An 11,625-nucleotide genomic window follows, 5' to 3' on the forward strand; every position below is an offset into this window, starting at 1 on the left:
AATGTCCCGCTACGCTAACGCAATTTAGAAGGCTTTATCTGACAAGGTAATGTTTAAGAATTGCTTTTAAATCCAAAATTATATTTTTTACTTTTGACAGAAAATTCAATGAGTGCAGAAATCATTTGTGTTGGTACTGAACTTTTGCTGGGAGATATCCTCAACGGCAATGCCCAATATCTAGCCCAACAACTAGCCCAATTAGGAATTCCCCACTACCATCAAACCGTGGTTGGAGATAATCCAGAACGCATCAAACAAGTTATTGAAATTGCTATTTCCAGAGCTAATATTCTCATTTTTACTGGTGGACTAGGCCCTACTCCCGATGATCTCACCTGTGAAACTATCGCTGATTTTTTTGGCGCACCTTTAGTAGAAGACGCAACAATTATTGAAGATATTACCCATAAATTTGCTCAACGTGGTCGGGTGATGACTTCCAGTAACCGCAAACAAGCCTTGATTCCTCAAGGTGCGGATATTTTACCTAACCCCAGTGGTACAGCACCTGGGATAATCTGGCAACCCCGCCCAGATATTACCATTTTGACTTTCCCTGGTGTTCCGAGTGAGATGCACCGAATGTGGGAAGAAACAGCAGTACCATTTTTGAAAAGTCAAGGTTGGGGTCAAGAAATTATCTATAGCCGCAGTTTGAGGTTTTGGGGAATTGGGGAATCTGCTTTAGCAGAAAAAGTCAGTGCTTACTTTAATTTACCGAATCCCACAGTTGCACCCTATGCAGGTAAGGGAGAGGTGCGGCTACGTGTTTCAGCTAAAGCCACCTCACCAGCAGCAGCCGAGGCGTTGATTGCACCTGTAGAACAACAAATTAAAGAAATTGCAGGTTTGGACTTCTATGGTGTGGATGACGATACCTTAGCTTCTGTTGTCGGGCAATTATTGCGGACATCAGGAGAAACCTTAGCAGTAGCTGAATCCTGCACCGGTGGGACTTTGGGGCAAATGTTAACAGAAATCTCTGGTAGTTCCGATTATTTTTGGGGTGGTGTAATTTCCTATGATAACTCTGTGAAGGTTGGGTTATTGGGAGTAAAGCCGGAAGATTTAGCAGAATTTGGGGCAGTTAGTGATAGCGTTGCTGAACAAATGGCAATTGGTGTCAAAACCCGCCTAGCAACTACCTGGGGATTAAGTATCACAGGGATTGCTGGCCCCACTGGAGGGAGTGAGACTAAGCCTGTAGGATTGGTTTATATTGGGTTAGCAGGGCCAAATGATGAAGTCAAGAGTTTTAAATATCATTTTGGTACAATGCGCGATCGCTTTTTCATTCGTCATTTGAGTGCTTGTACAGCCCTAGATTTATTGCGACGGCAGTTATTGACCAGGTAATTGATTTAAGCTACCGTACCAGACTGCAAAAACAGCTTTGCTTCTGCTAGTCTGCGTCGCTTTAATCCTTTCTCTACTGGACTGCCGGGATTAATGTATAGCACTAAAGCTGTTTCTATCTCATCCCATGCCTGATTTTTCAAAACTCTGGTGATAGTCTCAAAATTTTTCGCCCCGTAGAAATTAGCACCTAAATTATAAGCAAAACTTAACAATGCTCCTTGCTGTGCAGCAGTCAGATCATCCCATCCAGGGATTTTCTCTAAAGGTGGGAGATAATCACTTTCTAGTTGCAAAATGAGTAACTCATCTGCTTCTTGCTGGGTAATTTTGTCCTCTAGTTTCCACTCGCTACCATCTTTTTTGCGAGTACAACCCCAGCCAATAGTGTATGGTTTACCCTTAGTGCGCGGGTCAGGATAGGCTTGTAGCTTACATCCTTCAAAGTCTTTAATCAAAGCCACACCAGGAAGTGGTAATTTACCATTTTTCCCACCGTATAAATTTGATTGAATCAACTGATTTAAAGCTATTTGAGTTTTTAATCCTACTATCCCATCAGCTTCAAGACCTTGCTGTCCTTGGAATTTTTTCACAGCAATTTCAGTCTTGTCACCAAAAGTACCATCTATGCGGCCTGGGTCTAATTTGAGTTGAGTTAATATTTCTTGTAGTTGTTTAACTTCTAAACCTTTTGACCCTTTCTTGAGTGTTTGAGAGATAGTCATATGCTTTAAGTTAATTTTGATGATTAATTAGTTTAATTACTAAATAAAATGCGATTTTTCGTCATCTGCAATCACTCTGTAATAAATTGTGATTAGCTATGACCAGACAAAAAAGCAAACTCTGATTGAATATGCCAGCCTTGACCATCGTGTATAAGTAAGGTTAACTTGTCAGCAATAAATTCAAAATGTAGCTGACGTTTGCTAAACTCTGCCCAAGCAGCATGAAAGTTTTGTTTGCTTAAGTCTCGAAAGGCAACTGTCATGTGAGGTACAAAGGGACGCTTTTTACCTACCTTTTCAATAATCGCTAATTGGGTTTCCATTTGGGTCAATAACTGAGTTTGTAATGACAACAATTCTGGACTTCGCACCACATTTATATAGATAACGCGGGGTGGAAAGGCAGCAAAGCCACTCAATGTGACGGAGAATGGTTGCTGTTGGCGACTAAATTCACTTAAGACCGCTTGTAAAAGTGAGGATTGATCAACTCGCCATTGAAAGGGCGGTTGTAGTGTAATGTGTGGTGGGGATTTTTGGGCGTGTTTGCTGGCGTAGTGGTCAGCAAAGTGCTGCTTGATGTCGTTGGCGTAATCTTGAATCTCTTGCGGTGGTAGCAAGGCGACAAAAAAAAGTCTCTGGGAAGAATTCAAAATGCAAAACAAGATAATCTTTAAAGATATTAGAACACAAGATTTCTAGAGGTTTTCATTCAGATGCCGTGGTTTGTCAAGATAGAAGAGGGCAAAGTCGATAAAACTACCTTTGACCAATATGTACCTGCCCATAAAGCTTATGTGCAAGAGTTGATTGCTCAAGGACACAAAGCTAAAACCGGTTACTGGGCAAAGTTGGGTGGTGGGATGTTACTGTTTGAAGCCACTTCAATGGAGGAAGCCGAGAAAATTGTGGCGCGTGATCCCTTGGTAAACAACGGTTGTGTCAACTACAAATTATACGAATGGAAAATCGTTGTCGAATAATACTCATTTACACAAAATTTGATGTTATACTTTGTTTAGACCTGGATCTATGCGGCTGCAACGCCTAAACCTTGTCAGGACCGGAAGGTAGCAGCAACACGGGATGCTTGTAGTAGGCGTAGTCTCCGGGTCGCCCTATTTGACTAGGAGCAATCAGCAGCAATGCCTGGTTTTGGAGATTTAGTTCAAAAAGCTTTTTACCTTGGTGTCGGGTTGGCTTCTTACGCTGGTGAGAAAGCCGGAGGAAAGTTATCTGAACTGCGATCGCAAGTCCAAAAACTGGCAGATGAAATGGTGGCAAAGGGCGAAATGACTACGGACGAAGCCCGCCGCTTTGTGGAAGATATGATGAAACAAGCTCAACAGCCACAGCCACCTGCTGAGACTGCTGAAAAAACACCGCCTTCTGAACCTCGTCGCATCGAAATTATAGAGGAAGACGAAGAACCCACGGTGAAAGAGGAATCGACTGATAACGTAGATCAATTACGCCGACAAGTGCTAGACCTGCAAGAAGAGTTAAAGAAATTGCAGAACGATTAGAGAGTGCTGAGTGCTGAGTACACTCGCAAAAGTTTGGTAGAATGTCAGCCCTTAAGAATTTATAATATACATTACCTGGGGTGAACTTAGAGTGCTTCAAGCCAAGCAGCCCTAAGCGTCCTGTCGGGAAGAATTAAGGGCGTAACATTTATGGAACAGTGGCAAAAAGATTTGATGGAAATTGTAGAAACGATGGCTGATGAAGTGGAGCGTTTCTTCCTGGGAATGACTGATATGGTAGATGCTTTTTTTGAGTTAACAGAAGAGATTTCTGAACAAGTCCAGACTTCTATTGTGACTGAAGTGGATCAGTATTTACAGGAGATTACTGAACCATTTTTAGAAGCTTATTGGGAACTGGAAGACTTGGTTGTTGATGCTGATCCTGGCTTTCCTTACTCAGTGGAAGCTACAGCAGAACAAAATCCGGCTTGTGTTGGTTGTCAGAATTATCATGGTCATGTGTATGGGGGGAACTTGTTAGTTTGTGCTATGCACCCCCACGGCTGGGATGATGGTAATTGTCCAGACTGGGAACAAGGATAAAGGCAAAAGGTAAAAGGCAAAAGGCAAAAGGCATTCATGAAAAAAGGTTAAAATTAGAACTTGTACGGTTTTGAAATTGACTTGATATTTTTACCTTTTGACTTATGAGTAATTCCTCACCTGAAACTGTATCTGAGTCTAGCCAAGAAATGAAGTATGGCGAACGCATCATTGCGGAAGGACAGCTAATTACGTTTCCTAATCCGCGTGTGGGTAGACGTTACGATATTAATATTACTTTGCCGGAATTTACTTGTAAGTGTCCATTTTCCGGCTATCCTGATTTTGCCACTATTTATATTACCTACGTTCCTGATGAGCGTGTGGTAGAGTTAAAGGCACTGAAGCTTTATATTAATAGTTATCGCGATCGCTACATTTCTCACGAAGAATCTGCTAACCAAATTCTTGATGATTTTGTCGCTGCCTGTGACCCTCTAGAAGCGACGGTAAAAGCAGATTTTACTCCTCGCGGTAATGTTCACACTGTGGTAGAAGTACGACATCAAAAGTAAGCTGTTACCCGCCGAATTTTAGATTTTGGATTTTGCGGAAAGTTCTGTAGGCGGGTTTCCCGCCGTAGGAAACTTTTCAAGACGGATTTTGGATTGACTCTAAAATCCAAAATTGTTTAACTGTGAACAGTCAGATACAGCTAATATTTACTTGGTGACTGGAACTGCTTCAGAATTAGCACTCAAACTATCTAAAATTTCTAAAACTTCGCTCTCAAAGGCTACTTGAGCGCGATTAGTTTTACCACCAATATACAAGCGATCGCCTGTTTTTAATGCCCAAATTTGCGAGTGGGAAAAATAACTCATGACTGTACCCAACATCAACACCGCAAACCCAACATAAACAATGGGAATACCTGGGTCGGCTTTAATTTGTAACCCTGTACTACCAACTACATCGACAATTTTTAAGGTGATACCGTTGACTTGAGTAGACATCCCTGTGCGGACGGTATCAACTAATTTACCTTGAGCATCATAAATTAACACCATCCCTTGCAAATCTTTAGCTAATAGGGAAACGCCTTCACTTAAATCTGGCTTTGTGGGAATCCAAGTCCCCCAAATGCGTCCTTGACCTTTCGTATCTAATAAGGCCATTGGTAGCTGAAATACAGGACTTTTATTCAGCCGCACACGCACAGAGGAAATCCCCCAATCTGTTTGGTAAAAAGTAATGCCATGATAACGCAGGGGTTGGTTGACAAATATCTTTTTGTGGTCAACTTCCTGTCCCTGATTATTTAAAACTGACATATCTGAATAAAATTGATCAATGCCACCTTTGGGTGTGTAATCAATCCAAAATCGATTTACCCGTACAGACCAATCTTTAGGAACTGGCGCAGCTAAAGGCCCTGCATCGATAATATTTTGAATTTGAAAAGTATCGCCGCTAGCAATCATTTCTTGGGCGATAAATCCTGTCATTGCGCCCCAAATTCCCCCTAAAAGAATTGTGACAATTCCAATATGTACGATAATGGGGCCAATGCGTCCAATTATGCCTTTACGGGCATAGAGAATACCATCTTTTTCTTGAAAAATTTTATAACGGCGATTTTGTAATAAGGGTGTTAAAGATTCCACAGAACCATTATCTAGTTCTGCACTTAAGGCGAGTTTTTGAAATTGTCGTGGTTCTTCGTAATATTTCCAGCGACGTGCGGCTTTTAAGGCTGGTAGCTGACGGGTAAAAGTGCAAGCAGTTAAGCTAGTCCCAAATAAAACGAGTAAAGCTAGAAACCACCAAGTCCGATAAACATGATCTAAACCGACTACTTGAATTACCTTCCAAGTCAGAAAACCAAATAAAGCCGGGTGTTCTGGGTAGTTGGCTTGGTAAAATGCTGGTGATTGACCTTGCTCGATGACTGTACCAGTGACGCTAAATAAAGCGATGATGAGTAAGAGTGCGATCGCTAATCTTAAATCTGTCAGTATCGGTAACAACTCTTTTCGCAAGTATTTTCCTGGTACAGTCCACCAAGGAGAGTTTGTCGGCGCGGAATTATCTATAGTCATTGCTTACGAAAAACATTGGGTGTAGGAGAAGTAGGTGTTTACTTTTGTTTGTGAATGGCTTACAAACTACCAAAGGGAATCCGAGAAATAAGAGAAAATACACCAAAACCAACTAAAAGTGCGCCACTAACTGGATTAATCCAACCAGACCAGCGACGTAATTCTAATAGCTTTTTAATAGACGCAGTGAACGTACCCGCCAAAATCAATGGTGCAACATAGCCTGCTGTGTAGGAAATTAACAATGCAGCACCCAAAATTAAGTCCTGGGTATTGGCTACCCAACCCAACAAACTAGCTAAAACAGGGGTGCTGCAAGGGGAAGCCACTAAACCAAAAGTTAACCCCGTTGCATAGGAACGCACCCCAGAGGGTAAATTTGGAGAAATCCAGTTAGTATCACCAAAAGATGGCAGTTGCAGGGGTATGGCTTCTAGTAAGTTCAACCCCATGAAAATGACAATAATACTGACAATAATCGGCAATCCCCAGCCTATTTGACCGTATACTTTGCCTAGTAAAGCTGCTATGATACCAAGTCCGGCGAGGGTAGTTGCTAATCCCAGAGCGAACCATGTTGATTGTAGAGCTGCTTGCCATCTGCTTTTGGCTTCATAGCCGCCAATATAGCCAATGGTAATTGGCAGCATGGAAAGCATACAAGGTGTGAGGCTAGTAAGTAACCCTGCTGTGAAAATAATGCCAATACTCAGCAAGTTTAGGTGTGTCAGTTGTTGAGAAACAAGAGTGTTGGCAAATTGCTCTAGTTGGTAAAGTTGGGTTTGCAGATTCTCCAGCATGGGGTGTTAGTAGGCAAGAAATGCTTGATCTGCTTGCATTGTAGCTTAATTTGGATTGTCCTTGGTGATTTGAAAACAGGGTATGGATATTAATTTAAGTCTCAGCATTTCTCAAAACACACGACGGGTAATTTGACAGTTACCCTAGTACCTGTAGTTTGATCAGAATTAATCAACAATTCCCCGCTATGAGCATTAATGATGCGTTTGGTGATGGCGAGTCCTAAGCCAGTGCCTTGAGGTTTAGTAGAGAAGAATGGCTTGGTTAACTTTGGTAGTACCTCTGGCGGAATTGCTTCACCACCATTCCAGACATGAATATCAACTTGATTGTCACAGGAGTTATCTACTTCTAATTTAATCTCACTTTCGGGCGTAACTGCCTCACAAGCATTGCGAACAATATTAATTAAAACTTGTTTGAGCTTATCTTGATCTGCTAAAACTTTGACTGTAGATGATGCAGAGATAAATTGAATTTTTCTTGAATCTGCCTCTGGCATTTCATAAATAGACTTCAAAAATGCACTAATAAATTTATTAACATCGACTTCACATAGTTGTAAAACCTGTGGCTTGGCATATAGTAAAATTTCACTCAAAAGATTTTCTAAACGATTTCCTTCACTGAGTGCTAACACTAATCGCTCTTGTGCCGCTTCACTTAAAAGGTGTTTTTTGGCATATTTCAATCCCATATTCATCGTTGTTAAGGGATTGCGAATTTCATGCACAATCATGGCAGCAAATTCACCGATAGCTGCTAGTCGTTCTTGTTCTACCAGTTTTTCTTGTGTTGATTTTAATTCTGCGGTACGAGCTTCGACTTCAGTTTCGAGAATCTGATTAAATCGACATTGTTGCTCATACAAATGATAATTATCAATAGCTGTAGCGGCGCGTTCTGCAAACAGTTCTGCTAGTTGAATTTCTTCTAAAGAAAATTCTCTCGGTTGTTGATGAAAACAGCAGATAGTGCCAATTACCTCTCCTGCGGCTATTCTTAAAGGTATTCCTAAATAAGCACAATAACCTTCAGGAGCTTTGCCGTATTCTGGATGTTTATTGGCATCTTCCACCGCTAAGGAATGACCACTTTCTATGACAGTATTGGTCAGTGAACCATGCAATGAATAAAGGTGTTCACCTGCTCCCATATCCAGGCTACTAGCCAGTACCTTTTCAAAGCCTTGCTGACATAGGGTAACTACTGACCAATCTAACTCCAGTAATTCACTGACTCCACAGGCAATATCATGTAGATAACTCGGTAATTTCCCCGTGCGATAGTTCAAGGAAGATAAAAGTGCGATCGCTCTTCGCTCCCTCTGCCATCTTTGATTGTCTAAGATTTTCTTATCAATGGCTTTGATCATAAGTGTTTATGAATGATTCTGCAAATATTTATTTATAAGCCAAATATTAAAGTTTAAATTTTGCTGAGAAAATCCTAAGAAATTTTTAGACAGAATATCACATTTTACCAAGGCATTTCCTTAGATATTCATAATTTTTAAACTACTTATTTCAGACATAATCAATCTTAAGTCAACAACTTGCAACTAATAATTATTGCACTCAGGGATTTTAAGTTATGAAATCGCAATATTTGCTGGGATTGGGTCTTGTTTCTTTACTAATGGTTAGTTCTGTGAAAGAAGCATCAAGTAAACAGTTACCGACAAACTTTGTGAGTGAAAATGCAAATACTCCTATTCTTTTGAGTAAAATGCAATCTGTTGATAATTTTGCGAAATCTTCATCTACAACTACTATTAAATCTGGTTCATTCGTTTCTGGAGAACATACAACTCAAGGCACAGTCAACATTGTGACTCAAAATGGCAAATCATTTATTGAACTTGAGCAGTCCTTTAAAACCTCTAGCTCTGGGCCAGATTTAGTAGTAGTTTTACACCGTTCTCCTAACGTTATTGCTTCAACTCGTCCTCCAGCTTATCCTCTCAAAAGAGGAGATTATATTGTCATCGCTCCATTACAAAAATTTCGAGGTTCGCAACGTTATCTCATACCGCAAAACGTTAATTTAGCAGATTATCAATCTGTTGCTATTTGGTGTCGCAAATTTAATGCCACTTTTGGATCTGCCACTGTCAAAAGTTAAAAATTAATCAAAAGATAACTAGCAGTTAACCAAACAAAACTATGAATTTAGCAGGTAAAGTTGCCCTAGTTACAGGTAGTAGCCAAGGCATTGGACAAGCAATTGTTTTACGTCTAGCTCAAGCTGGAGCAAATGTTGTGATCAACTACCGTTCTCATCCAGAAGGCGCAGAGGAAACTTTAGCTAAGGTCGAGGCGGTTGGTGGTAATTGTTATATGGCACAATGTCATCAATCTCATGGCTACACTCTCAAAGCTGACTTGGGTAATGTGGAGGAAGTGCGTCAATTAATTACAGAAAGTATTGAGCATTTCGGCAAGTTGGATATTTTAGTAAATAATGCTGGTATTGAAAAACACGCACCTTTTTGGGAAGTGACAGAAGCTGATTATGATGCAGTCATGAATGTGAATTTAAAAGGTTTTTTCTTCGCCGCTCAATGCTTTGTCCAACACTTAATTACAACCCAACGCACAGGCAAAATTATTAATATTAGTTCTGTGCATGAAGAATTACCATTTCCCAATTTCACAGCTTATTGTGTCAGTAAGGGTGGGATGAAAATGCTAACTCGTAATTTAGCAGTGGAGTTGGGAGCATTGGGCATTACTATTAATAATGTTGCCCCAGGAGCTATAGAAACGCCGATTAATACTAAATTGTTAAATGATCCAGAAAAATTGGGAGCTTTACTACAAAATATCCCCCTGGGTCGTTTAGGAAAACCCCAAGATGTAGCTTCCTTAGTGGCTTTTCTAGCTTCTGCTGATGCTGATTACATTACAGGTAGTACATTCTTTGTAGATGGGGGACTACTTTGGAATTATCAAGAACAGTAGCTAGAAAAAATTATGCTAGATTCAGCTTTATTTATTCCCGTGATCCTTGGTACTCCTCGTCAGGGTCGTCAAAGTGAATATGTGGCTAAATTTATTGTGGAGCAAATTGCCACACGCGATCGCCTCACCACTGAATTAATTGATATCAGAAATATAGCCATAGCTACCAATGATGCAGGCGAATCAATTAAAAATCCAGAATTTTCCGCCACTATGGAACGTGCGGATGGGTTGATTATCGTTGTACCAGAGTATAACCACGGCTATCCAGGGTTACTCAAACACGTACTTGATACCTGCCTCAAAGAATACATTCATAAAGCCGTTGGACTGTGCGGCGTTTCCGCAGGTGCTTTTGGTGGGACAAGAGTTATTCAAAATCTCTTACCTGTAATGCGTGAGTTGGGGTTAGTTACTATTTTTTATGACCTCAACTTTAGCAACGTACAGACACTATTTGATGAATCTGGAAATTTGATTGATAAACCAACTTACATTCGCCGCATGGCAAGATTTATGGACGAGTTAGTTTGGATGTCAACAGTTTTGAAATATGGGAGACAAGACTCTAGTTTGACTAAATCTTCCACCTAAACCTCAGCCACTAGAAATTCCACAATTAAAACATCTGCAAATTTTCCTGACGAAACAGTTTAAAGGCTCTAGCAGCTTCTGGAATTAGCTCAATATACCAATAGCCACTGATTTCATCAGCAAACCAACTCACAATTGCTAATGCGGGTTGCCCAAAGTCATTTTTTTCCATGCCAAAAAACTCGCCAAACTTTGCACCTAAATGACCGATTTGACCAGACGCATCGCCTTTGTATCCAGCAGCCTCTGACAATTCCCAAGTTCGTAATCGGCGATTATTTTTCATAAAGTAACAATGCTGATATAACTTCTCCAAAATAGCTTTGTGTCCTAAAGTCAAATCATGATAAATTGCCCGAAACGCTTCTAGGTACTCCTCTTGTGAAGGAATATAGCGTTCATGATGTAGTGACAAAATATTACTCCTTTAGTTTTTAATTGGGTGATTCTTTAATAGCATTCACAACTGTAAATGTCGATATATTTACCTTAATTGACCCCCAAAATATGAAAAAACGCTATTTTTTACAAGCTGGTGCAGTCACGATAGCCACAGTTTGGTTGTCACGTTATTTAACAGATAGGTCACAAGTTATGGCACTTCCAAAAAATCAATTTGAAATTACAAAAAATGATGCAGAATGGCAAAAAATCTTAACGCCAGAACAGTTTTATGTATTGCGAAAACATGGAACTGAACGCGCAGGTACTAGTCCGCTTGATAAACAATATGCCAAAGGTACTTATATCTGCGCTGCTTGTAATTTACCTTTGTTTGCGTCTACAACTAAATTCAACAGTGGTACAGGCTGGCCTAGCTTTTACGCACCTATTGATGGCGCAATTGGTACATCTATAGATAAGTCATTATTCATGACCAGAATAGAAGTGCATTGTCGTCGCTGTGGTGGACACTTGGGTCACGTATTCGATGATGGCCCCGCACCTACAGGTAAACGTTACTGCATGAATGGGGTAGCAATGAAATTTGTTGCTAGTTGAATTAACGTGAATTCGACAACCTCTCCCCAAACCCCTCTCTCTTGAAAAGTTCTGTTCGGAG

General features: G+C 40.5%; 15 protein-coding genes and 1 other RNA gene. 10 read left to right on the plus strand and 6 right to left on the minus strand.

From position 1 onward, the window contains the following. Positions 1 to 108 precede the first annotated feature (108 nt). Positions 109 to 1,359, plus strand: coding sequence for a competence/damage-inducible protein A (locus tag CLI64_RS23690; RefSeq protein ID WP_103139524.1), 1,251 nt, complete (start codon positions 109 to 111; stop codon positions 1,357 to 1,359). A 5-nt stretch (positions 1,360 to 1,364) separates the two neighbouring features. On the opposite strand, the gene CLI64_RS23695 is transcribed toward CLI64_RS23690, so the two are convergent. Together CLI64_RS23695 and CLI64_RS23700 are read right to left on the minus strand one after the other, a co-directional pair. Continuing rightward, entirely contained in the window at positions 1,365 to 2,087 is a 723-nt protein-coding gene (locus tag CLI64_RS23695; RefSeq protein WP_103139525.1) for a glycoside hydrolase family protein, read from the minus strand. 92 nt (positions 2,088 to 2,179) lie between these two features. Then, entirely contained in the window at positions 2,180 to 2,743 is a 564-nt protein-coding gene (locus tag CLI64_RS23700; RefSeq protein WP_103140846.1) for a 2'-5' RNA ligase family protein, read from the minus strand. A 63-nt stretch (positions 2,744 to 2,806) separates the two neighbouring features. Between CLI64_RS23700 and CLI64_RS23705 the strand changes: the two genes are divergently transcribed. From CLI64_RS23705 to queF, 5 genes are all read left to right on the plus strand, one after another. Next, positions 2,807 to 3,073: a YciI family protein gene (locus tag CLI64_RS23705; protein WP_103139526.1), complete on the plus strand. Its 267-nt coding sequence runs from the start codon at positions 2,807 to 2,809 to the stop codon at positions 3,071 to 3,073. 38 nt (positions 3,074 to 3,111) lie between these two features. Next, positions 3,112 to 3,208, plus strand: an RNA gene (ffs, locus tag CLI64_RS23710) — signal recognition particle sRNA small type. Between the two features lie 27 nt (positions 3,209 to 3,235). Beyond that, on the plus strand, positions 3,236 to 3,616 hold the full coding sequence (locus CLI64_RS23715; protein WP_103139527.1) for a phasin family protein: 381 nt from the start codon (positions 3,236 to 3,238) through the stop codon (positions 3,614 to 3,616). 150 nt (positions 3,617 to 3,766) lie between these two features. Then, complete coding sequence (locus CLI64_RS23720) at positions 3,767 to 4,162, plus strand: hypothetical protein (protein ID WP_103139528.1); 396 nt, start codon at positions 3,767 to 3,769, stop codon at positions 4,160 to 4,162. Between the two features lie 104 nt (positions 4,163 to 4,266). Further along, positions 4,267 to 4,677: a preQ(1) synthase gene (queF, locus tag CLI64_RS23725; RefSeq protein WP_103139529.1), complete on the plus strand. Its 411-nt coding sequence runs from the start codon at positions 4,267 to 4,269 to the stop codon at positions 4,675 to 4,677. Positions 4,678 to 4,824: 147 nt separating this feature from the next. Here queF and CLI64_RS23730 read toward each other — a convergent pair whose 3' ends face one another. The 3 genes from CLI64_RS23730 to CLI64_RS23740 form a co-directional block, all read right to left on the minus strand. Next, positions 4,825 to 6,204 carry a cytochrome c biogenesis protein gene (locus tag CLI64_RS23730; RefSeq protein WP_103139530.1) on the minus strand — a complete coding sequence of 460 codons (1,380 nt, stop codon included), beginning with the start codon at positions 6,202 to 6,204 and terminating at the stop codon, positions 4,825 to 4,827. A gap of 59 nt (positions 6,205 to 6,263) precedes the next feature. Further along, positions 6,264 to 7,004, minus strand: coding sequence for a cytochrome c biogenesis protein CcdA (locus CLI64_RS23735; RefSeq protein ID WP_103139531.1), 741 nt, complete (start codon positions 7,002 to 7,004; stop codon positions 6,264 to 6,266). A 101-nt stretch (positions 7,005 to 7,105) separates the two neighbouring features. Then, on the minus strand, positions 7,106 to 8,380 hold the full coding sequence (locus CLI64_RS23740) for a GAF domain-containing sensor histidine kinase (RefSeq protein ID WP_103139532.1): 1,275 nt from the start codon (positions 8,378 to 8,380) through the stop codon (positions 7,106 to 7,108). Between the two features lie 218 nt (positions 8,381 to 8,598). Between CLI64_RS23740 and CLI64_RS23745 the strand changes: the two genes are divergently transcribed. Genes CLI64_RS23745 through CLI64_RS23755 form a run of 3 tightly spaced genes read left to right on the plus strand, consistent with a single transcriptional unit; the run spans position 8,599 to position 10,562 of the window. After that, positions 8,599 to 9,129 (plus strand): DM13 domain-containing protein, encoded by a 531-nt coding sequence (locus tag CLI64_RS23745; protein WP_103139533.1) that lies wholly within the window; start codon positions 8,599 to 8,601, stop codon positions 9,127 to 9,129. 41 nt (positions 9,130 to 9,170) lie between these two features. Continuing rightward, positions 9,171 to 9,968: a glucose 1-dehydrogenase gene (locus tag CLI64_RS23750; protein ID WP_103139534.1), complete on the plus strand. Its 798-nt coding sequence runs from the start codon at positions 9,171 to 9,173 to the stop codon at positions 9,966 to 9,968. Between the two features lie 12 nt (positions 9,969 to 9,980). Continuing rightward, the gene (locus CLI64_RS23755; protein WP_103139535.1) at positions 9,981 to 10,562 is read left to right on the plus strand and encodes an NADPH-dependent FMN reductase; all 582 of its coding nucleotides are present in this window, start codon (positions 9,981 to 9,983) and stop codon (positions 10,560 to 10,562) included. A 25-nt stretch (positions 10,563 to 10,587) separates the two neighbouring features. On the opposite strand, the gene CLI64_RS23760 is transcribed toward CLI64_RS23755, so the two are convergent. After that, positions 10,588 to 10,977: a hypothetical protein gene (locus tag CLI64_RS23760; protein WP_103139536.1), complete on the minus strand. Its 390-nt coding sequence runs from the start codon at positions 10,975 to 10,977 to the stop codon at positions 10,588 to 10,590. A gap of 92 nt (positions 10,978 to 11,069) precedes the next feature. Between CLI64_RS23760 and msrB the strand changes: the two genes are divergently transcribed. Then, entirely contained in the window at positions 11,070 to 11,564 is a 495-nt protein-coding gene (gene msrB, locus CLI64_RS23765; protein WP_103140847.1) for a peptide-methionine (R)-S-oxide reductase MsrB, read from the plus strand. Positions 11,565 to 11,625 lie beyond the last annotated feature (61 nt).

The organism is Nostoc sp. CENA543, assembly GCF_002896875.1.
Classification (GTDB): domain Bacteria; phylum Cyanobacteriota; class Cyanobacteriia; order Cyanobacteriales; family Nostocaceae; genus Trichormus.

Excerpts from the sequence above, each read along its gene's own strand:
- CLI64_RS23690 (WP_103139524.1), top strand. The coding sequence starts at position 109 with ATGAGTGCAGAAATCATTTGTGTTGGTACTGAACTTTTGCTGGGAGAT.
- CLI64_RS23695 (WP_103139525.1), bottom strand. The coding sequence starts at position 2,087 with ATGACTATCTCTCAAACACTCAAGAAAGGGTCAAAAGGTTTAGAAGTT.
- CLI64_RS23705 (WP_103139526.1), top strand. The coding sequence starts at position 2,807 with ATGCCGTGGTTTGTCAAGATAGAAGAGGGCAAAGTCGATAAAACTACC.
- CLI64_RS23715 (WP_103139527.1), top strand. The coding sequence starts at position 3,236 with ATGCCTGGTTTTGGAGATTTAGTTCAAAAAGCTTTTTACCTTGGTGTC.
- CLI64_RS23720 (WP_103139528.1), top strand. The coding sequence starts at position 3,767 with ATGGAACAGTGGCAAAAAGATTTGATGGAAATTGTAGAAACGATGGCT.
- queF (WP_103139529.1), top strand. The coding sequence starts at position 4,267 with ATGAGTAATTCCTCACCTGAAACTGTATCTGAGTCTAGCCAAGAAATG.
- CLI64_RS23730 (WP_103139530.1), bottom strand. The coding sequence starts at position 6,204 with ATGACTATAGATAATTCCGCGCCGACAAACTCTCCTTGGTGGACTGTA.
- CLI64_RS23735 (WP_103139531.1), bottom strand. The coding sequence starts at position 7,004 with ATGCTGGAGAATCTGCAAACCCAACTTTACCAACTAGAGCAATTTGCC.
- CLI64_RS23740 (WP_103139532.1), bottom strand. The coding sequence starts at position 8,380 with ATGATCAAAGCCATTGATAAGAAAATCTTAGACAATCAAAGATGGCAG.
- CLI64_RS23745 (WP_103139533.1), top strand. The coding sequence starts at position 8,599 with ATGAAATCGCAATATTTGCTGGGATTGGGTCTTGTTTCTTTACTAATG.
- CLI64_RS23750 (WP_103139534.1), top strand. The coding sequence starts at position 9,171 with ATGAATTTAGCAGGTAAAGTTGCCCTAGTTACAGGTAGTAGCCAAGGC.
- CLI64_RS23755 (WP_103139535.1), top strand. The coding sequence starts at position 9,981 with ATGCTAGATTCAGCTTTATTTATTCCCGTGATCCTTGGTACTCCTCGT.
- msrB (WP_103140847.1), top strand. The coding sequence starts at position 11,070 with ATGAAAAAACGCTATTTTTTACAAGCTGGTGCAGTCACGATAGCCACA.